At 73.8% G+C, this 21,062-nt stretch carries 14 protein-coding genes and 1 pseudogene; 7 read left to right on the forward strand and 8 right to left on the reverse strand.

All coding sequences use genetic code 11. From position 1 onward, the window contains the following. Positions 1-1,530: 1,530 nt before the first annotated feature. Both ABZV34_RS22745 and ABZV34_RS22750 read left to right on the forward strand, forming a co-directional pair. Complete coding sequence (locus tag ABZV34_RS22745; RefSeq protein ID WP_356279475.1) at positions 1,531-2,511, forward strand: winged helix-turn-helix transcriptional regulator; 981 nt, start codon at positions 1,531-1,533, stop codon at positions 2,509-2,511. Positions 2,512-2,547: 36 nt separating this feature from the next. Further along, positions 2,548-3,030: a DUF456 domain-containing protein gene (locus ABZV34_RS22750; protein WP_356279477.1), complete on the forward strand. Its 483-nt coding sequence runs from the start codon at positions 2,548-2,550 to the stop codon at positions 3,028-3,030. Positions 3,031-3,157: 127 nt separating this feature from the next. Here the strand turns inward: ABZV34_RS22750 and ABZV34_RS22755 are convergent, their stop codons facing one another. Next, positions 3,158-4,402, reverse strand: a complete 1,245-nt coding sequence (locus tag ABZV34_RS22755; protein WP_356279480.1) for an SGNH/GDSL hydrolase family protein — start codon at positions 4,400-4,402, stop codon at positions 3,158-3,160. A gap of 111 nt (positions 4,403-4,513) precedes the next feature. Here ABZV34_RS22755 and ABZV34_RS22760 point away from each other — a divergent pair. Beyond that, positions 4,514-4,789 (forward strand): annotated as a pseudogene (locus ABZV34_RS22760) (PPOX class F420-dependent oxidoreductase); the annotation flags it as partial. A gap of 33 nt (positions 4,790-4,822) precedes the next feature. Here ABZV34_RS22760 and ABZV34_RS22765 read toward each other — a convergent pair. The 6 genes from ABZV34_RS22765 to ABZV34_RS22790 all read right to left on the reverse strand — a co-directional run bounded on the left by ABZV34_RS22765 (position 4,823) and on the right by ABZV34_RS22790 (position 13,200). Beyond that, positions 4,823-6,235 carry an AlkA N-terminal domain-containing protein gene (locus ABZV34_RS22765; protein WP_356279483.1) on the reverse strand — a complete coding sequence of 471 codons (1,413 nt, stop codon included), beginning with the start codon at positions 6,233-6,235 and terminating at the stop codon, positions 4,823-4,825. A 382-nt stretch (positions 6,236-6,617) separates the two neighbouring features. Then, positions 6,618-7,709: a ribosome small subunit-dependent GTPase A gene (gene rsgA / locus ABZV34_RS22770; RefSeq protein ID WP_356279486.1), complete on the reverse strand. Its 1,092-nt coding sequence runs from the start codon at positions 7,707-7,709 to the stop codon at positions 6,618-6,620. A gap of 466 nt (positions 7,710-8,175) precedes the next feature. Beyond that, positions 8,176-9,666, reverse strand: coding sequence for a cellulose-binding domain-containing protein (locus ABZV34_RS22775; RefSeq protein ID WP_356279489.1), 1,491 nt, complete (start codon positions 9,664-9,666; stop codon positions 8,176-8,178). Between the two features lie 257 nt (positions 9,667-9,923). Beyond that, positions 9,924-11,270 carry a radical SAM protein gene (locus ABZV34_RS22780; protein WP_356279492.1) on the reverse strand — a complete coding sequence of 449 codons (1,347 nt, stop codon included), beginning with the start codon at positions 11,268-11,270 and terminating at the stop codon, positions 9,924-9,926. Positions 11,271-11,342: 72 nt separating this feature from the next. Further along, positions 11,343-12,005, reverse strand: coding sequence for a pyridoxamine 5'-phosphate oxidase family protein (locus ABZV34_RS22785; protein ID WP_356279495.1), 663 nt, complete (start codon positions 12,003-12,005; stop codon positions 11,343-11,345). A gap of 187 nt (positions 12,006-12,192) precedes the next feature. Then, complete coding sequence (locus ABZV34_RS22790; protein WP_356279498.1) at positions 12,193-13,200, reverse strand: hydroxyacid dehydrogenase; 1,008 nt, start codon at positions 13,198-13,200, stop codon at positions 12,193-12,195. 179 nt (positions 13,201-13,379) lie between these two features. On the opposite strand from ABZV34_RS22790, the gene ABZV34_RS22795 reads away from it, so the two are divergent. From ABZV34_RS22795 to ABZV34_RS22805, 3 genes are all read left to right on the forward strand, one after another. After that, positions 13,380-14,630 (forward strand): FAD-binding protein, encoded by a 1,251-nt coding sequence (locus ABZV34_RS22795; RefSeq protein ID WP_356279501.1) that lies wholly within the window; start codon positions 13,380-13,382, stop codon positions 14,628-14,630. A 153-nt stretch (positions 14,631-14,783) separates the two neighbouring features. Further along, a complete protein-coding gene (locus ABZV34_RS22800; protein ID WP_356279504.1) occupies positions 14,784-16,046 on the forward strand; it encodes an ROK family transcriptional regulator in 1,263 nt (420 codons plus the stop codon). A gap of 206 nt (positions 16,047-16,252) precedes the next feature. After that, a complete protein-coding gene (locus ABZV34_RS22805) occupies positions 16,253-19,162 on the forward strand; it encodes a glycoside hydrolase family 2 TIM barrel-domain containing protein (RefSeq protein ID WP_356279507.1) in 2,910 nt (969 codons plus the stop codon). Between the two features lie 66 nt (positions 19,163-19,228). On the opposite strand, the gene ABZV34_RS22810 is transcribed toward ABZV34_RS22805, so the two are convergent. After that, positions 19,229-20,092 carry an NAD(P)H-binding protein gene (locus ABZV34_RS22810; RefSeq protein ID WP_356279510.1) on the reverse strand — a complete coding sequence of 288 codons (864 nt, stop codon included), beginning with the start codon at positions 20,090-20,092 and terminating at the stop codon, positions 19,229-19,231. Between the two features lie 91 nt (positions 20,093-20,183). Here ABZV34_RS22810 and ABZV34_RS22815 point away from each other — a divergent pair, with 91 nt between their 5' ends. Then, positions 20,184-20,894 (forward strand): TetR/AcrR family transcriptional regulator, encoded by a 711-nt coding sequence (locus ABZV34_RS22815; RefSeq protein ID WP_356279513.1) that lies wholly within the window; start codon positions 20,184-20,186, stop codon positions 20,892-20,894. Positions 20,895-21,062: the final 168 nt, after the last annotated feature.

Here is a 21,062-nt window from a genome sequence, read left to right on the forward strand (position 1 = left end):
CGGCGCCCCGGGGGCGGGGCGCCCGCCGGGGCGGGGGCCCCGGGCCCGGGGGGGGGCCCCCGGGGGCCTCGGTGGGGGGGGGCGGGGCCACGGCGCTCGGCGGTACCTCGGCGCGGTACCCCGGAGGCGTCGGTCCGGGCGGGAAGGCCACGGGCGCGGACGGACCGGCGGGCGTCGGTGGGGCGGCGGGCCTCGGCGGACCGACGGGCGCGGACGGACCTGCGGGGGCCGACGAATCGGCGCCTGCCCACGGGCGGCCCGCTGCCGGCGGTTCGGCGGGCCTCGGCGGACCGGCCGGCGCCGGCGGATCAGCGGGCACGGACGGACCGGTGGGCGCGGACGGACCGTGACCCGCCCACGGGCCCGCGGACGCAGGCGGGGCGGCGGGCGCCGACAGTCCGGCAGAGGGCGGCGGATCGGCCGGCACAGGCGGACCGGCGGGGCCGGACGGACCGACGGGGAGCGCCGGACCGAGGGGGACCGACGAATCGGCACCCGCCCATGGTCCGGCGGACACGGGCGGGGAGGCCTGCGCCGACGGCCGGGCGGAGGTCGGCGGATCCGCGGGCCTCGGCGGACCGGCCGGCTCGGACGAATCGTCGGGTGTCCACGGGCCGGCGGGCGCGGGCGGGGTGAAAGATGTCGGAGGATCGGCCTGCGGCGGCTCCCAGGGGGCCCGCCGGCGTGCGAGGTCGTCCGGGCGCGGCGGGGTCGGGAGCGGCTCGGGGGCCACGCCGCGGCGCGAGGCGCCGTGCCAGGGCTCCGCCGCGCCCCCGCGTCGCTCAGGCGGCGCGGAAGGCTCCCCCGGTGACGGCGGGGTGTCACGCTCCGGCGCCCGCGGCCCGGCGGCGGAACCCGCCCCGGCCGGCTCCGCCCCGGCCGTACCCGCACCGACCGTCCCCGCGGCCGACGCGAACCGGTCGTCGAGGGAATCGGGCGCGACGGCCGGCCCCGTGTCCTGGGTGGAGTCGTCGTACAACTGCCTCCACCAATCGTCCTCGTGACCGGTGCGGCTCTCCCCCTGCTGGCTCATGCCCCTAATTGTCACCGCGGGAGCCGGTTGAAAACGGGGCATCCGGAAATCCGGCCACCCGACCGGTCCGCTGCACGCCCAGCCTTCGAAATCTCGAACAACGGCGCGGGCAAAGGAGGTTCGGGTGAAACCGCCGGACGATCCCACCCCCCACGGGAGAACCGCCCGGCGGCGACCGGGTGGCCGGGCCTCGCGCACCTCATGGGCCCGTGCCACGGTCCGGCCCGCCGAGGCGTCGCTCAGGTCGGCCGGAATCACCCCTGAGCGCGACCTGCTTTTCCCCGGACTTCCCCGGGACTTCCCCGGGACTTCCCTGGAACTCTCCGGGACTCCCCTGGGATTCCCGGCAGGCCTCCACCGGCGGTGGCCGGTGCCCCGGTGACGTGAGCTTGGCAGAGTTGCGGGTGCTGCGGCGATGATGTGCCGAGGCGGGTTTGCGCCGTGGCCGGTTTCCGCCACGGCCCGGCCGGAACGGAACCTGGGGAGGGCATCGCCGCATGCTGGGAGCGATAGGTCTGGACGAGACGCACGAGTCGGCGTACCGGGCACTGGTGTCCGTGGGCGCCGCGGACGTGCCCGATCTCGCGCGCCGGCTCACGCTCGGCGAGTACGACACCGAACGCGCCCTGCGCCGGCTCGAACGGCACGGACTCGCGGCCCAGTCGTCGGCGCGGCCGGGACGCTGGGTCGCGGCGCCTCCGGGGGTCGCGCTCGGCGCGCTGCTCACCCAGCAGCGGCACGAGCTGGACAAGGCGGAGCTCGCGGCGGCGCTGCTCGCCGAGGAGTACCGCGCGCGGGCCACCGAACCCGCCGTCCACGACCTGGTCGAGGTGGTGATCGGCGCGGCGGCGGTCACCCAGCGCTTCCTGCAGCTCCAGCTCGGCGCGAGCGAGGAGGTGTGCGCCCTGGTCACCGGGACCCCGGTGGCGGTCTCCGGACCGGACAACGACGCGGAGGAGCAGGCGGCCGGGCGCGGCGTCCGCTACCGCGTGGTCCTCGAACGCGCCGTCCTCGACCAGCCCGCCGGCGTCACGGAGCTGTCCGCCGCGCTCGGCCGCGAGGAGCAGGTACGGGTGCGGGACAAGGTGCCGACCAAACTGGTGATCGCCGACCGGACGCTCGCGATGGTGCCGCTCACCTCCCACACCGCCCAGCCCGCCGCGCTGGTCGTACACGCCAGCGGGCTGCTGGAGCTGCTGTCGGGGCTGTTCGAGTCGGTGTGGCGGGACGCGCTGCCGCTGCGGCTGGGCAGCCGGGGTTTCGAGGAACAGGGGCCGGACGGCCCGGACGGCACCGATCTGGAGATCCTCTCGCTGCTGCTGGCCGGGCTGACCGACGCGAGCGTGGCCAAACAGCTCGACCTGGGCCTGCGGACCGTACAGCGCCGGGTGAAGCGGCTGATGGAGCTGACGGATGTGACGACCCGGCTGCAGCTGGGCTGGCACGCCTACGAGAAGGGCTGGGTGGCCCGGGGCTGACCTGCGGTCTTACGTCCGCTCCGGCACTCTGGACAGATGGGAGTGTGGGAACTCCTGCTGGTCGGCGTGGTGATCGCGCTCGGCGTGTGCGGAGTGCTGGTGCCCGGTGTGCCGGGGTCGTGGCTCGTCTGGGCCGCGGTCCTGTGGTGGGCGCTGAGCGCCCCGCAGGTACTGGCCTGGGGCGTGCTCGTGGGGGCGACCCTGGTCCTGCTGCTGGCCCAGGCCGTCCGCTGGGCGCTGCCTCCCCGGCGGCTCCGTGAGGGCGGCGCCACCCCTCGTACGGGGCTGTACGCGGGAACCGGGGCGCTGCTCGGCTTCTGCCTGCTGCCGGTGATCGGCGCGGTGCCGGGGTTCCTCGGCGGGATCTATCTCCATGAGCGGCTGGGCGTGGGCGGGCACGAGCGGGCCTGGTCGACCGTGCGGACCCTGATGCGGTCCGGCGGCTGGAGCGTCCTGGCGGAGCTTTTCGCCTGTCTGCTGATCGCGGGTGCGTGGCTGGGCGCGGTGGTCTGGGGCTGACGCTCCCGCGTGAGGCCCGCCCCCTCCCGGTGCCTGTCGTCCGGATCGTGTGGCGGGACGCGGGGCGGCCGCGCCGGCCCAGCCGCCACGGCACCGCGCCCCGCCGCCACCTGCCCGAACGACCGACCTAGGGAACAAGTGTTCCCAGGTCCACCGTGTCGGCCATCGCCCGCATACCGGCGTCGCTGAAGTGGAGGTGGTCGCCGGGATCGTAGGCGGGGCGGATGCGGGACGGGTCGGCCGGGTCGCGGACGGCGGCGTCGAAGTCCGCCACCGCGTCGAAGAGACCGCCCCGGCGGAGGAAGGCGTTGACCTCCTGCCGGACGGCCTCGCGCGCCTCGGTCCACGCCGGATGGCCGCCGTACGGCGTGATCGTGGCGCCGACGACCCGGAGCCCGAGGGCGTGGGCGCGCGTCACGATCCGGCGGTAGGCGTCCTCCAGGGCACGGGGGTCCCGCTGCTCCGGCGTGCCCTTGATGTCGTTGATGCCCTCCATCACGATCACCGCGCGCACCCCGGTGCGGGAGAACACGTCGGCGTCGAGCCGGTCCAGGGCGCTGGGACCGCTGCCCGCGAGCAGCAGCCGGTTTCCGGAGATCCCCGCGTTGAGGACACCGAGCCGGCGGTACGGGGGGAGGTCGCGCAGCCGGGCGGCGAGCCGGTCGGGCCAGCGGTGGTTGGTGTCGGGGGTCGAACCGGTCCCGTCGGTGATGGAGTCCCCGAGTGTGACCACGCTCCCCGCGGCGGGGGCGCCCAGGACGTCGACGCCGGTCACGTAGAACCAGTTGCCGAGGGCGACGGTGTACCGGGTACCGCGCTCGTCCCCGGTCCGATCGCCCTCGGGGGCGAGGAAGTTGGTCTGGTGGGCCGAGCGGTGGTACGTCGCCGGGCCGGAGTCGGCCGGGGTGTGGACGGAGATCAGGAGGTTGGCGTCGGCGGGGATGCGCAGGCGGACGGGGTCGCCGACCAGGTCCGTGCCCGGCGGGACGACCACCGACCCGGCACCGGCGAAGGTCACCGTCCGCATCGATCCCGGGACGGCGTCCGGTCCCGCGGGCTCCCCCGGCTCCTGCAACGCGACGGTGACGGCCCCGAGCAGCAGGGGTTCGGTGCCCAACCGGTTGGAGATCCGGACGCGGACCGCCTCGCCGCCGACACTCGTGTGCACGACGTTGCGGATCGAGGCGCCGGGCCGGGCCGGAGCGGTGCCGGAGGGGGCGGCCTCCCAGGTGCCCGTCCAGTGCCGGCCGGCGGCGGGGTCACCTCCCGGGGCGGGGCCGTGGCCCGTGTCGGCTCTCGCGCACGGCGTGGCGAGCGTCAGGACGGTTGCCAGGGCGGCGACAAGGTGCCGGACCGTGATCACGCGGGTCATGCGGCATGGCTTCCCCGGTCACCGGCGCCCTCACGGCATGTCACACCGTCAGCCGCATCCCGATGCAAGGGCATTGACCCGTGGCACCCGCTCCCGCCTCCCTCCGGGACCCGGGACGTCGGGACGATCCTGATCGGCGGCCACGCCATGGGCATCACCAAGCACGCCGTGGGCACCACCAAGAGGTGGCGCACCCTGCGGAAGAACCCGAGGGTCGCCGTGGTCGTCGACGACGTCGTCAGTCTCCGGCCGTGGAAGGTACGCGGCATCGACATCCGCGGTGAGGCCGAACTCCGCACCGGTCCGTACGACTTGGACCCTCACTTCAGCGAGGAACTGATCCGCGTCCACCCGCGGCGGATCCACCGTCGGGGCCTGGACGCCTGACCTCCTACCGCCCTTCGCCCCGTGCTGCCGCCGCTACCGTCCTTCGCCCCGCGCTGCCGCCGCGTCCTCCCGCTCCGCCCCGAGGTGTCGCACCGCGTACGAACGCCACGGGCGCCATGCCTCCGGGACGTCCTCGCCGGGCGGTGCCACGTCGGGGTCGCCGAGGGCGCGGGTCCGGACGACGGCGACCGTGTGCGCGTCCAGGCCCGGCAGCGCGAGCAGGGCCGCCTCCGCCGCGCCACGATCGGCGCCCGCGTCCAGCCGCAGCGTGCCGTCGGCGAGGGCGGCGGTGAGCGTACCGAGGGGGCCGTCCGGCTCGGCCTCCGCGAGGACGGCCGCCTCCGGGAACAGATGGGTGAGCGTCCCGTGCGGGGCGTCCAGCGCCTTCCCGTACCGGCGCACCAGCCGCTCCGCGGCCGCCCGCCCCACCAGCGCCCGCACGGCCAGTTCGTCCGGATCCACGGCACCCGGCGACCGCAGACCGGGTCGCGCGGCGACCGACGGCGCGAGCCGCGGATCGGCTCCCAGCCGCTCGTCCACCGCGTGCGGATCGGCGTCGAGATCGAACAGTCTCCGCAACCGCTGGACGGCGGTGGTCAGGTCACGCAGGTCGGTGAGGTGAAGCCGGGTGTCGAGCCAGCCGCCCGGCTGGGACGCCGGCCCCTCCGCGCACTCGCTCACGGCGACGACCCCGCCGCCGTACGGAAGGCGGAGGGTGCGCCGGTAGGTGCGGCGACCGCGGGCGCCGCTCATGTCCTCCACGCCCGCGACCGTCTCCCGGGCGAGGAGGTCGAAGACGGCCGTCGACCGGTAGGGCCCCCGGTGGGCGAGGCGCAGCGGGATCCCGGCGGCCGGGGTGTCCGCGTGCCGGGCACCGGGCGCGCCGCGCGAGACCGCGGCGCGCAGTGCGCTGGGCGTCGAGGCGTACACCGCGCGGATGGTGTCGTTGAACTGCCGCACGCTGGCGAACCCGGCCGCGAACGCGATCTCCGTGACCGGCAGTCCGGTGGTCTGCAACAGGACCCTCGCGGTGTGCGCCCGCTGGGCACGGGCCAGCGCGACCGGGCCCGCGCCGACCTCGGCGGTGAGCTGCCGCTGCACCTGGCGGGTGCTGTACCCGAGCCGGGCGGCGAGCCCGCCGACGCCTTCGCGGTCCACCACACCGTCAGCGATCAACCGCATGGCGCGACCCACGACATCGGCCCGTACGTTCCACTCCGCGGAGCCGGGCACGGCGTCCGGGCGGCATCTGCGGCAGGCCCGGAATCCCGAGCCCTGGGCGGCCGCCGCGGTCGTGTAGTAGCGCACGTTCCGCCGCCTCGGGGTCACCGCCGGGCAGCTCGGCCGGCAGTAGATCCCCGTCGTCTCCACCGCGAAGAAGAACTCCCCGTCGAACCGGGCGTCCCTGCTCCGCACGGCCTCGTACCTGGTCTCTTCGTCGATCACGTGTCCCAGTGTGCGGGGCGACTGCCGCCGGGGCTGGCGGGAATCGGACGCGACGCTCGTCTTCCGCCGTGCCTGGGGGCTGCCGCCCCCGGACCCCCGTTGCGGCCTGGACGGCCTCGTCCTCGAAGGCCGGACGGGCTGAAAGACATGGTCCCGCCCGGAACCGGGACCTCGCGCCCGAAACCTCCAGTTCGCGCCCTCGTCGCCGGCGCGGGCCCGCATCTCCAGCCCGTCCGGCGTTCGAGGACGAGCCCTTCGGGCGATGGCGGGGGTCCAGGGGGCGCAACGCCGTTGGCGCGGTCCGGGGGCGGAGCCTCGGCGAGGCGGGGACGAGCCCGCTCCCCACGGCACCCGCACCCCGCCCCCCAGCCCAGCCCCAGTGTCAACGCCCCCGTTTGGCCTCCATGGCCGCCTTCCCCTCCGCCCCCTTCCGCTTCCAGTCCCGCCGGATCTCCGCCCGCAACCGCACGTCGGTCTTCGCGACGATGCGCTGGTTCTCACGCAGGAGCTTGCGGTAGCTGTCGAGGCGTCGCTCGGGCAGGGCACCGGACTCGACGGCGGTGAGCACCGCGCAGCCGGGCTCCGCGACGTGCGCGCAGTCGTGGAAACGACAGTCCGCGGCGAGTTCCTCGATCTCCGAGAAGACCTGCCCGACCCCGGACTCGGCGTCCCAGAGGCCGACGCCGCGCAGACCGGGCGTGTCGATGAGGACGCCGCCGCCGGGGAGGGCGAGAAGGTTGCGGGTCGTCGTGGTGTGGCGGCCCTTGCCGTCCACGTCACGCGCGGCCTGGACATCCATCACGTACTCGCCGATCAGGGCGTTGGCGAGGGTGGACTTGCCCGCGCCGGACTGTCCGAGGAGCACGGTCGTGCCGCCGGAGAGGACGGCCGCCAGCACGTCGAGCCCCTCCCCCGTGTCGGCGCTCACCGCAAGTACGGCGACCCCCGGTGCGGCGGTCTCCACGTCCTGTACGAGGTGACCGAGGGTGACGGGGTCCGGCACCAGGTCGGCCTTGGTGAGGACGACGACGGGGTGCGCGCCGGATTCCCAGGCCAGCGCGAGGAAACGTTCGATGCGGCCGAGTTCGAGTTCCACGGCGAGCGACACGGCGACGACGACGTGGTCGACGTTGGCCGCGAGGATCTGTCCCTCGGAGCGCTTGGAGGAGGTGGAGCGCACGAAGGCGGTACGGCGCGGCAGATACGCCCGTACGTAGCGCGGGTGGCCCGCGGGTTCGACGGCGACCCAGTCGCCGGTGCACACGACCCGCAGCGGATCGTGCGGGGTCACGAACGCGGTGTCCGCGCGCAGCACACCGTCGGCGGTGACCACGTCGCACTGCCCGCGGTCGACGCGGACGACCCGCCCGGCCAACAGCCCTTCGGCGTCGTACGGAGCGAACTCGTCCGCCCAGGCGTCGTCCCAGCCGTACGGCTGGAGAGGGTGCGCCGCGGGGAAAACGGAGGAAGTCAAGGGAAACCCTTCACAAGGGTGGCCCCGGCACGCGCACTCGGGCGCGAAGAAGGTGGAAGGTCAGCCGGCGGCCACGGAGGTGGACTTGATGAACTTCTCGATGCGGGCAGCGCCCATCTCAGTGACAGCCATCGGTCACACCTCCTTCATCGCTCAGCCGGCAGCGGCGGCCGACGGCCACCGTGTGAAGCGGCCCTCACTGTATAGAGAGCCGATTCTCGGCGCCACCGGTTATTTCCGCTCCGGTGCCGGACCGGCCCGGCACCCGCCGGCGCGGGCCGGAGGCCCTCTGATTCGGCCCCCATGGCCCTCGCGCCCCCGAGCCGGGGCCAGGACCGGGGCCGAGGCCAGGACCGGGGCCGGGCCCGGAGGCCAGCCCTCCCGACCGCCCCTCCCGACCGCTCCGACCGGCCCGGTCAGGCCTCCCCTGCCTCCCCGGCCGCCGCCCTACAGGACCCTCCCCGCCTCAACTACCGTCGTCGCAGCGGCCGTTGTTGAGGGTGAAACCGTGCGGGGCCGAGTTGGCGCCGCTCCACGAGCCGAGGAAGCCGAAGGTGAAGGTGCCGTTGGCGGCGACGGTTTTGTTGTAGTCGGCCGCGGTGGCCGTGACCCTGGCGTCGTCCTGGGCGAAGGTGCCGTCCCACATCTGGCCGACGCGCTGGCCGTCGTCGAAGGTCCAGCCGAGCCGCCAGGCGCCGAGGGCCTCGGCGGAGGTCACGGTGACGGTGGCCTGGAAGCCGTCCGGCCACTGGTTGACGATCTCGTACGTGACCTCGCAGTCCGCCGACGCGCTCTTGGTGACGTCCGCCGGCCGGTGCGACTTGTCCGCGGGCTCGGACGACTCGCCCTGGGCCTCCGGGTCGGAGCCGGCCTCCGGCCGTGTCGTCGAGGCCGCGGTGGCGGTGGCGTTGGCCGTGGCGGGCGAACCCGACGTGGCCACCGGGAGGGAAGGCACGGGCTCCGCCACCGGCTGCCGCTCGTCCGGCGCGCCGCTCGCGGGTGTACCGCCGCCGTGCGAACCGCCGAAGGGCATCAGGGAGACCGTGAGCGCCAGCGCCGACACGACGGCGGCGGCCACCAGGATCCCGGTCCGCCCGATCCGGGGCCGGACCGGGCCGCCCTCGGCGAGGCCCGTGTCCACGGCCGCGTCCGTACGGCCGCCGGTCAGCCCCGCCTCCGCGGCGCGGCGCCGCCGTTCCAGATACGCGAGGCCGCCCCAGCCGATCACACCGCCGGAGATCGCCGCGGGCAGCCCGCCGCCGTGCAGTCGCAGGCAGGCGGCCGCCTCCGCGCACCGCACGCAGCGCGCGAGGTGCCGCGAGAGGTCCGCGGGGGTCTCGGTGCCGGACGAGCGGGTGACCGCGTCGAGGAGCCGTGCGTAGCTGCGGCAGTCGGCGTCCATCGGGGTGTCGAGGTGGTTGCGATGGCAACGGTCCCGGAACAGCGCCCGAACCTGGGTGAGTTCGGTGCCCACGGCCGTCGGGTCCAGGCCGAGCCGCCGGGCCACGGCGGGCAGGGGCAGCGATTCGACCTCGGCCAGCCACAGGAGGGCGGCGTCCGGCTCCTGCATGTCCTGCAGGCCGCGCAGCGCGACGGGGCGGTGCAGCGGCGGACCGGTGTAGCGGTCGGCCTTCTCGGAGTTGAGCCACAGCCGCAGGTCGGGGTCGAGCCGGTGGCCAAGACCGCCCGTCTCCCAGGCGGCGGCCGCGGCCCGGACCGAGGTCAGCATCAGGGGAACGCGGGGCAGCCGGAGCACCCTGCGCCCGGTGCCGGTGCTCTTCGATGCCGCGGTGGCGGCGCGCAGTTCGGTGATGCCGTGGGTGAAGGCCTCGGTCGCCAGTCGCGTGGCCGCGGCCGAACCGGACGTGCACAGATCGGCGTACGACAGGACCGCGTCCCAGCACTCCGAGAGCAGCGCGGCCTCGGCGGCGTCCTGGGGGGTCGGCAGGTCGGGCATGGGGGGCTCCTGCATCAACTGCTTCCATGTACTACGTCAAAGAACGCAAATCCCAACTCGTCTTCTGTACTGGAGAGTTGGAGACCGTCTTAACGACGGCGCCCGAGCCTTTCACGGCTTCCGCACAACTGACAAGCGAGGCATCCAATTCGTGCGGCGGGCGGTCGCGGCGAGGCGTGGCACCGGTCCGGCACCGTGGAAGGCCTCCCTCCCGTAGTACGGAAGGGAGGTCGGGAAGTCTCGGTCTCAGGCGGTTTTCACGAGACCGCGGGCCCGCTCGCGTCCACGGCCGCGGGTTCCAGCGCCGGAAGGCTGTCCATGAAGGAGCTGACCGAGAAGACCGCGTTGCCCGGTCCGGGCGGCCCGTATCCGGGCGGGGAGGCGAGCCCGAACTCGTCCATCGTCGAGCGGTACGCCTCCAGGAGGCGGATGTGGTACTCGAGCGGCGCGCCCTGCGGGTTGGCCTTGCCGAGGGGGGTCGTCGGCTCCGGGCACCAGGTGGTGAAGCGGGGGGTGATGCCGTGCGACATGAAGAAGCGCAGCCCCTCCGTGGTCGAGGCGATGGCCTCGTCGACCGTGGTGAAGCCGAACGGCTCGGCCATCTCCACGCCCGCCACGAAGTTGGGGATGACGTTGCGCGCGCCGAAGATCTCCGCCGAGTCGAGGATCCGCTTGTGCCACTCGTCGCGGCCGACGTAGCGCTCCTTGCCGGGGCAGTAGAGCTCGAAGAGACGGCGGTCCCACACCTCGTAGTTGGGGTGGTAGATCTGCACCCCGTAGTCCTTGAACCGCTGTACGTCGTCGCGCGGCAGCGCCTGTGCGACGACCTTGCCGATCCACCGTCCCGGGAAGCGTTCCTCGATGGCCTTGGCGTAGTGCCCGTAGAAGTCGGCCTCGTCACGTCCGGCGACCCGCGAGGTGATGGCGCCGCCGGTGAGGGTGTACGCGGTGGACGCCTTGGCGGTGTCGTACCGGTCGATGATCTCCAGCGCCTCCAGGACCTCCTCCACGTCCTTCACGCCGGTGTACGGGCGTCCGGCCGCCTTGTGCTGGCGCCAGTTGTGGTTGATGTCGCAGTACTGGCACTCCTCCTTGGCACCGAAGTACTGGCAGACGCGGAAGACGGTGAGGTAGATCAGGTAGCCCCACTGGATGGTGGGGGCCACCTCCATCACGGACTTCCCGTTGGAGAGGGTGTGCCGGTAGTACTCGGGCATCGGCGGCACGCCGACGTCGGAGATCCGCTTCCCGTCCAGGTACAGCCCGAGCATCCCGTCCTCGTCGGCGGCCACCCGGTACGGCGAGGAGGGGTTGACGCGCACGGACACGACCGTCCGCCGCAGGTCGTACGGGCCGCCGGTGAGGATGATCTCCTCGGGCGGGCGCCTCAGGGCCGCCTCGCCCAGCTCGGGCAGGGTGCCGTGGTCGAAGGAGAAGATGAAGTACGACTTGGGCTTGACCTCGCCCTTCTCGTTGTCGCTGAGAGCGGACGCGTCGAAGGCCACACCCCCGCGGAGCAGGTCCTCCTTGAAGACGGCTTCCCGTGGTACGTGCGGGAACCGCTCCATCAGATCCTCGACCAGCGCGGTGCGGCTGCCGTCCATCCCGTTCTCCTCGCTCCCGGCTCGTGCCGAGCCCTGTGGCTCGACTCCTCACGGTATGCCCCTGCCTGCGCGTCAGCCGTGCCGGGTCCCCTCGCGTCGCGCGATGTGCGCGGGCGGGCGCAGCTCGGGCGGCAGCAGCGGGTCGGGCTCGGGTGCGCCCCAGACCGCCGCGAGCGGCAGCGTCCCGGCCCAGAGTCCGAGTGCCGCGTCCGGCCCGTCCCCGTCGCCCGGGGCGCCCGTACGGATCTTCACGGAGGCCTCTTCCAGGGAGAGGGCGAGGAGGGTGGTCGCGGCCAGTTCCCGGCTGCTGGGGCGGCGGGCATAGGCCCACTGGCCCGGCGTGGCGTGCTCGGTGAGCCGGCGCAGCCCTTCCGTCTTCTCGGCCGGGTCGGTCACTTTGCGCGGTACCCCGTGGATCATGGCGCTCCGGTAGTTCACCCCGTGCTCGAACACGGACCGTGCCAGGACGAGCCCGTCGACGTGGGTGACGGTCACGCAGACCGGCGCACCCGCCGCGAGGCTCCTGCCGGCGACCGACCCGTGGACGTACAACGACTCCTCGTCGCGTCCGTAGACCGTCGGCACGACCACCGGGCGGCCCTCGACGACCACCCCCAGATGGCAGACGAATCCCGCGTCCAGGATGGCGTCCAGGTCGCCTCTGTCCAGTGAGCCCTGCTCGCGCAGACGGCGGTGGCGGGTGAGGTCGGTCTCGGGGAGCGGATTGTGGACCATGAAGCGGATACTACCGATAGCGCAGACATCCGGTCATCTATCGACGAAATCAGCAACAGATACAACCCTTGTCGACGAAATCCGTCGCGCCCACGTGGTGCTCCGATGGGCTCCGATGCGCTCCGACGCCTGGGGGAACGCCTCACCGATGCCACCCCCCGTCGCCCCCGTCGCCCCGTCGCCCTCATCACGCCATCCGCCCGAGCTCCCGTTCGTCCACGCGGAACTCCGGCGCCCGGCCGGAGACCAGCCGCTCGGCCTCCCCGACCACCACCAGGCCGAGCCGGGCGAGTTCGTTGCCCTGGGAACCCGCGAGGTGCGGCGTGACGAAGGCGTTCGGAAGGTCGTACAGCGGGGAGTCCGCCGGGAGCGGCTCGGGCTCGGTCACGTCGAGAATCGCCGCGATCCGTCCCGCCCGCAGCTCGTCGGTCAGCGCGTCGTGGTCGACGAGGGAGCCGCGCGCGGTGTTGACGAGCACCGAACCGTCGGGCATCAGGGCGAGTTCGCGACGTCCGATCAGGTGCCGTGTCGCGGCGGTCTCCGGTGCGTGCACGCTGACGATGTCGCTGCCGGCGAGCAGCGCGTCGAGCGGCAGCAGTGCGACCCCGAGCGCGGCGGCCCCGGCCTCGTCCACGTACGGGTCGGCGAGGCTCACCCGGAGATCGAAGGGCCGCAGCAGTTCGATGAGGCGACGTCCGGTGCGCGAGGCCCCGATGACGCCGACACGGCGGCCGAGGTTGCCGATGCCGGGGACGACCCCCCGATGGGGGAACACCCGCTCGGTGCGCAGGCGGTCCCGGTACGTGAAGACGTCCTTGCCCGCGAGCAGGATCATGGCGAGCGTGTACTCGGCGACGGGCAGCGCGTTGGCCCCGGCCGCCGAGGACACCACGAGCCCCCGCTCCCAGACCGCGGGCGTCACCCAGCCCTTCACGGAGCCCGCGGCGTGCAGCACCGCACGCAGTTCCGGTGCCGCCCCCAGCGCGGCCGCGTCCAGCGGGGGGCATCCCCAGCCGCTGATCAGGATCTCGGTCCCGGCCAGCGCCTCGCGGACGGCGGGCCGGGTGAAGTCCCCGGCGACCAGGCCGGGATCGATGTCGACGAGCTCCCGCAGCCGGGCCAGTACCCCGGGCGGGAAGATCCGCGGCACGTTCTCCGCGGTCATGGCGAACATCGCGACGGGGCGCTCGGACAAGGAGTCGGCCTTCCGGCTCGGCGACCTCGGGGGAAAGCGTTCTCTACGTTAGGCGGCCGCGCGTGAGAGGGTCAATGGACGGGCCGGTGGGACGTCTGGGGCGACGAGGTAGTTTCCCGTCGTGGCCGCCGCACACCGCACGGCCGCGAACGGCGACTTCCCGGGGAAGGACGACAGGGATGACGAAGCCCCTGAGAAACTGGGCCGGCAACATCACGTACACCGCCGAGGAACTGCACCGGCCGCGGTCGCTGGACGCGCTCGCGGCCCTGGTCGCGAAGAGCGACCGGGTGCGGGCGCTGGGCAGCGGGCACTCCTTCAACGAGATCGCCGACCCGGGCCGGGGCGGGGTCCTGCTCTCGCTGTCCGCGCTGCCCCCGGTCGTGGACGTCGACACGACGGCCCGTACGGTCCGGGTCGCGGGCGGCGTCCGCTACGCGGAGCTGGCGCGCCGGGTGCACGAGCGCGGGCTCGCTCTGCACAACATGGCCTCGCTGCCGCACATCTCGGTGGCCGGATCCGTGGCGACCGGCACGCACGGTTCGGGCACGCGCAACGGTTCGCTCGCCTCGGCCGTCCGCGAGGTGGAGCTGATCACGGCCGACGGTTCGGCCCTGACGATCGGCCGCGAGGACGCGGGCTTCGACGGGGCGGTGACCTCGCTCGGCGCGCTCGGCGTCGTCACCGCGCTCACCCTCGACCTGGAGCCGGACTTCGAGGTGAGCCAGCACGTGTTCACCGAACTCCCCGAGGACGGGCTGGACTTCGAGACGGTGGCGGCGACGGCGTACAGCGTGAGTCTGTTCACCGACTGGGGACGGCCCGGCTTCCGGCAGGCATGGCTCAAGCGGCGCACCGACCAGCCGCTGCCGGACTTCCCGTGGGGGACACCGGCCACCGAGGCGATGCACCCGGTCCCGGGCATGCCCGCCGTGCACTGCACCGGGCAGTTCGGTGTCCCCGGCCCCTGGCACGAGCGACTGCCGCACTTCCGGGCGGAGTTCACCCCCAGCAGCGGGTCCGAGCTGCAGTCCGAGTACCTGCTGCCGCGTCCGGACGCGGCGGACGCGCTGCGCGCACTGGACACGATCCGAGGGAGCATCGCCCCGCTGCTGCAGATCTGCGAGGTGCGGACGGTCGCCGCCGACCGGCAGTGGCTGAGCCCCGCCTACGGACGGGACACCGTGGCCCTGCACTTCACCTGGGTCGAGGACACCGACGCCGTGCTGCCGGTGGTACGGCGGGTCGAAGCGGCGCTGGAACCGTTCGATCCGCGGCCGCACTGGGGCAAGGTGTTCACCGTGCCGCCGGACGCGCTGCGCGGGCGCTATCCGCGACTGGACGACTTCCGGGCGCTGGCCCGTGCGACGGACCCGGCGGGCAAGTTCACCAACGCCTTCCTGTCGGACTTCCTCCACCCCCTTTCCTAACCCCTTGTCGAACGGCCCTCCCCGGCCGTAGCCTTGCGCCGCGCCGGGGCTCACGCGTCCCGTCCCGGGTCCCGGTCCGAACCGCACGGCACGCGTCGGCGACGACCGCCCGGGACCCCGCTCGTGGTTCGGAGGACCGAGGTGGCAAGGCCCGTGAAGCGCACATCACGCGACATCCGCACCGCGAACCGCTACGAGGTACTGCGCCAGATCATCGCCGAGTCCCCCACCTCCCGACAGGAACTGGCGGCGGCCACCGGGCTCAGTCTGGCCACGGTCGCCACCCTCGTCGGTGAGCTGCTCGACCTCGGGATGCTGACCGAGGTCGGGTTCGAGGACTCCGCGGGAGGCCGCCCGCGGGGTCTGGTCGCGGTCGACGCGACGGGGGGCGCGCTGATCGGCGTCGACATCGCGGAGACCTACGTCCGTGTCGAGCTGTTCGACCTCGCGCTGAACGTGCTCGCCCGCGCCGCCGAGGACATGCGGCCCGGCGAGAGCCGCCCGGAGCAGGTCGTCGGACATGTCGTCACGGCCGTGGAATCGGTGGTCGCCCAGGCCGGCCCCGGGGGCGCGCGCGTCCTCGGTGTCGGCGTGAGCGTGCCGGGTCAGGTGGACCGCGACACCGGGATCTCCGAATACGCCCCGAACTGGGACTGGCACGACGTGCCACTGCTCGACCTGCTCTCCGAGCACCTCGCGTACCCGCTCCACCTCGACAATCCCCTGCGCGCCTGCACGGTCGCCGAGTTGTGGTTCGGGGCGGCCCGGGGGCGCGGGGACGCGGTCGTGGTCAATCTCGGGACCGGGGTCGGCGCCGGACTCGCGCTCGGCGGCGCGCTGCACCGCGGGGTCAGCAACAGCGCGGGCGAGTGGGGCCATACGACACTGGTCCTGGACGGACGGCCCTGTCACTGCGGCAATCACGGCTGCGTGGAGACGTACGTCGGGGCGCCCGGCATCATGCTCCATCTGCGGGAGTCGAGCCCGGACAGTCCGCTGCTGCGTCCCGGGGACCAGACCGCCACGATCGACGCACTCGCACAAGGGGTCGCCGCCGGTGATCCGGTGGCGGTCGAGGTCGTCCGGGACACGGCCCGTTACCTCGGCGCGGGCATCGCGGTCCTCGTCAATCTGCTGAACCCGGAGGTCGTGGTGCTCAGCAGCTGGGTCGCCGCCGCGCTCGGTGAGCCGCTGCTGCGCGAGGTGCGTGAGGCCGTCGCCCGGCACGCGCTGAAGCGGCCGCTGGCCGCCACCGAGATCGTCCTCTCCCCCGTTCCCGGCGACCCGGTCTGTCTGGGCGCCGCCACCTTCGCCCTGGAAGGGGCCCTCGACGCGGTGGGACTCAGACCGGTGCACGGCAGGACCGCCGTGCGCCGCTCCGTCCCCGCGCGAAGCCGTACCGCACCACTGTCCTGACACCGGAAGGGAGGCTCCCGCCGCACCGCACCACCCGCCCTGCCCCTGGCGTCCGTGCTGTTCGTGCGTTCGTGCCGTCCGTGCCGTCCGTGCGTTCGTGCGTTCGTGCCGTTCGTGCCGTTCGTGCCGTTCGCGTACCTCCGCCCTCGGCGCCGGCCGGTGCGGGGCTCGGGGAGACCGGCGTCCAGGGCCGAACCAGGAGACCCATGTCCTTCCGCACCCCGCCCAGGCTCCCGGCCGCCCCCGGCCCGGAGGAACATCCGTCCGCCATCGCCTACGTCGAGGACGTCTCACCCAGCGGCGAAGCACTCCCGCCGCGCGCCCGGTACGCGTCCTCGGACGCCATGTCTCTTTCCCTGAACGGCAGTTGGCGCTTCCGTCTGTCACCCACCGCCGACGCGCACGACGACTCCTTCGCGGCGGAGGGCTACGACGCCGGGGACTGGGCCCGGGTGGCCGTGCCCGGTCACTGGGTGCTGCAGGGACACGGCGCGCCGATCTACACCAACCACCGCTACCCGTTCCCGGTCGACCCGCCGCACGTGCCGACCGAGAACCCGACCGGTGATCATCTGCACACCTTCGACCTGCCGTCCGAGTGGCCCGCCGACGGCGGGGCGGTGCTGCGCTTCGACGGCGTGGAGTCCTGCGCCCGGGTCTGGCTCAACGGCACCGACGTCGGGGAGTTCAAGGGCTCACGGCTGCCGCACGAGTTGGCGGTGGGCCCTCTGCTGAAACCCACGGGCAATGTGCTGGCCGTCCGGGTCCACCAGTGGTCGGCTGGCTCGTACCTGGAGGACCAGGACCAGTGGTGGCTGCCCGGCGTCTTCCGTGACGTCACGCTGCTGCACCGTCCGGCGGACGGGGTGCTCGACTTCTTCGTGCACGCCTCGTACGACCATGCCGCCGGCGCCGGGACCCTGCGCGTCGACTCCGACGTGGACGGACGGGTCACCGTGCCCGCCCTCGGTATCGATGCCGCGACCGGCGAGTCCGTGACCGTGCCGGTCCAGCCGTGGACCGCGGAGACACCACGGTTGTACGACGGGGTGCTGGCGACCGCGGGCGAGCGCGTCCCGTTGCGGATCGGCTTCCGCACGGTGGCCCTGGAGGACGGCCGGATCAGGGTCAACGGCAGGGCGATCCTCTTCAAGGGCGTCAACCGGCACGAGTGGCATCCGGAGCGGGGCCGGGCCCTGGACCTGGAGACCATGCGCGCGGACGTGCTGCTCATGAAGCGGCACAACGTCAACGCCGTCCGCACCTCGCACTACCCGCCGCACCCCGCCTTCCTCGATCTGTGCGACGAGTTGGGCCTGTGGGTGATCGACGAGTGCGACCTCGAGACCCACGGCTTCGTCGCGCAGGCCTGGCGCGGCAACCCGGTGGACGACGACCGTTGGACCCCGGCGCTGCTCGACCGCGCGGCCCGCATGGTCGAGCGGGACAAGAACCACCCCTGCGTCGTCGTCTGGTCACTCGGCAACGAGGCCGGCACCGGGCGCGGGCTCACCGCGATGGCCGAGTGGATCCGCGGCCGGGACCGCTCGCGGCTCATCCACTACGAGGGCGACCACGACTGCCGTGACACGGACATGTATTCACTGATGTACACCGTCCACGACGAGGTCGAGCGGATCGGCCGGGGCCTGGACGGCGGGCCGCCCGAGCGACGCGGACTTCCCTTCATCCTCTGCGAGTACGGACACGCCATGGGCAACGGCCCCGGTGGACTGGCCGACTACCAGCGCCTGTTCACCTCCCACGACCGCGTCCAGGGCGGCTTCGTCTGGGAGTGGATCGACCACGGCGTCAAGGACGAGCGGTACGGGTTCGCGTACGGCGGCGACTTCGGCGAGGAACTGCACGACGGCAACTTCGTCTGCGACGGACTGGTCTTCCCGGACCGGACGCCCTCGCCCGGACTGGCCGAGTACAAGAAGGTGATCGAGCCGGTCCTGATCGACGTCCGCGCCGCGGACGGGACCGTACGGATCAGCAACGCCCACGACTTCGCGGACCTCGCCGCGCTGGCCTTCACCTGGTCGTTCCAGGCCGACGGCGAGACCGTCGGGACGGGCCCGCTGGCCGTGCCCGCCCTGGCCGCGGGCGAGTCGGCCGTGGTGAAGCTGCCGGAGCGGCCCGCCGGCTGTGGCGGGGGCGCCGAGACGGGGTGGACGGTGCGGGCACTGCTGGCGGCGGACACGGCGTGGGGACCGAAGGACCACGAGGTGGCCTGGGCCCAGGTTCCGCTCGCCGGGCGCGCGCCGATCGCCATGACCGCCGGTGAGCGTCCGGTTCGCGGCGACGGCGTGATCACCCTCGGCCCGGCCGCCTTCGACGCCCGTACGGGTGCGCTGCGTTCGGTCGGCGGGGTCGGGGTCACCGGGCTGCGTCTGGACGTGTGGCGTGCGCCGACCGACAACGACGACGGTGCCGCCTGGCAGGCGGATCCACGCCTCGGCCCGCTCTGGCGCAAGCTGGGCCTGCACCGGATGCGGCACCGCCTGGAGGCGGTGGAGGCGGGCGACGACGCGCTGACCGTACGGACCCGGGTGGCGCCGGCGGCGACGGACGTGGCCCTGCGTACCGCGTACCGGTGGACGTCCGACGGGACCGGGCTGCGGCTGACCGTGTCCGTGGCCCCGGAGGGCGGCTGGACGCTGCCGCTGCCCCGGCTCGGGGTCCGGCTGGGGCTCGCGGGCACGGCCGACCGGGTGAGGTGGTTCGGCGGCGGTCCCGGTGAGGGATACCCGGACACCAAGTCGGCTTCGGTCGTGGCTCGTTGGGAGTCGACGGTCGACGAGCTCCAGACGCCGTACGTCCGTCCGCAGGAGAACGGCGCCCGCCCCGACGTCCGGTGGGCGGAGATCGGCGGACTGCGGGTCGACGGCGAGCCGGAGTTCTGGTTCACGGCGCGCCGCTGGACGTCGGAGCGGCTCGACGCCGCCGGGCACCTCACGGATCTGTCGGCGGGCGACACGGTGTGGGTCAACCTCGACCACGGCCAGCAGGGCATCGGCTCCCAGTCGTGCGGCCCCGGTGTACTGCCGCCGTACCAACTGCGTGCCGCCCCCGCGGAGTTCACCTTCTTCTTCGCGGAGACGGATGGCTGACCCCCGCACCGGGATCGTGGCAGTCCGGTCGGGGCGGGCCTCGTGGACACGCGGGCCGGGCGGACGTCAGCGGGCCCCTGTGAGCGCCGGCCTCAGGACGTCCGCCAAGGGGATCGTGGGCCGCCCGAGAAGCCGGCCGAGCGTGGGGTCGGCGGGCGCGAACCCACCCTGGCGGCTCGCCGCGAACAGGCCCACGAGCAGGTCGGCCGTCGGCTCGGGGAGCCCGTGGGCGACCAGGCCCGCGCGGTAGTCGGCGTCGGAGACGACGACCCGGCGGACCGGGCGGCCCGTCAGCCGCGAGGCGATCTCCGCGACACCGCCCAGGTCGAGCGCCTCGGAACCGGTGAGGGCGGGCGTCACCCCGTCGAGGTCCTCCCCGGTGAGCGCGAGCGCCGCCGCCTCGGCGAGGTCGGCGTGGGCGGTCCAGGCGACCGGCCCGTCCTCCGGCGCGACCAGTTCGCCCGTCCGCGCCGCCGCGCCGAGCAGCATCACGGCCGAGGTGGCGTAGAACCCGTTGCGCAGCGCGGTGAAGGCGACGCCGCAGTCCCGCAGGGCCGCCTCGGTGGCGGCATGGTCGGGCATCGGCGGGAAGGGCGAGGACGGGTTCGCGCCCATGTGGCTCGTATAGAGGACGTGCCCGGCTCCGGCCGCCACCGCGGCCTCGACGGCCGTGCGGTGGTGGCGGACGGCCGCCTCGCCGGTGGCGTCCGTCGACACCACGAGGACCTTGGCGGCTCCCTCGAAGGCGTGGGCGAGGCTCGCGGGGTCGGCGAAATCGCCGCGCCGGACGCGTACGCCCCGGTCCATGAATCCACGCGCCCGCTCCGGTTCGCGCACGCTGACGCCGATCCGCTGGGCGGGCACGCGCTCCAGCAGCTGTTCGACGACGGCCCGGCCGAGTACGCCGCCGGCCCCGGTGACGATGATCATGATGATCCCCTTCGATGTTTCCACTGATAACAAAATGACCGTATCACCGGAAGCCGAGGGGCGCTAACGCGATTCTGTTATCGTCGGAAACATGGAGAACGTCGATGTCACGCCCCCGGACGGGCACCGCGAGCGCATCGTCACGGCCGCCTCCCGGCTGCTGGCCGAGGGCGGACCCGAGGCGGTCTCGACCCGGGCCGTGAGTGCGGCGGCGGGGGTGCAGCCACCGACCATCTACCGGCTCTTCGGCGACAAGGAGGGCCTGCTCGACGCGGTCGTGGCCCACGGCTTCACCGCCTACCTGACCAGCAAGACAGCGCGGGAACCGACCGACGACCCGGTCGAGGACCTGCGCGCCGGCTGGGACCTGCACGTGGGCCTCGGCCTGGCCAACCCGGCGCTGTACACGCTGATGTACGGCCGCTACCGTCCCGGCACGTCCTCGCCCGCGGCCGTCGCCGCCTTCGCGGTCCTGGCCCGGCACATCCGGCGCGTCGCCGAGGCGGGCCGGCTGGCCGTCCCCGAGGAGCGCGCCGCCGCCCTCGTCCACGCGGCCGGCTCCGGCACGACCCTGACGCTCATCGCCACCCCCGAGGAGCGCCGCGACCCGGAGCTGTCCCGCACCGCCCGCGAGGCGGTCATCGCGGCGATCACCACGGACGCTCCCGCCACGGCGGCCCCGGGCCCCGTCGCGGCCGCCGTCACCCTGCGCGCCGTACTCCCCCGGACCGACGCCCTGACCGCCCCGGAACGCGGCCTCATGGAGGCCTGGCTCGACCGCATCGCCGACACCGCCGACTGAGAACGCCCCGGGGAGCGACCGGAGTTCGCGAGGCCGGAGTCCAGGTGCCCCGCACAACCCGCCCGGCCCGGCCCCCGTCGTGGACTCCGCCGCCCTCCGCCGCACTGTCGGGACCGTCTGCGGCATGCTCGGCGCGTACGGGCTGTCCGAGCCCGGTCGCCAGCGACA

This window comes from Streptomyces sp. NPDC005195 (assembly GCF_040608315.1).
GTDB classification, from domain to species: domain Bacteria; phylum Actinomycetota; class Actinomycetes; order Streptomycetales; family Streptomycetaceae; genus Streptomyces; species Streptomyces kaempferi.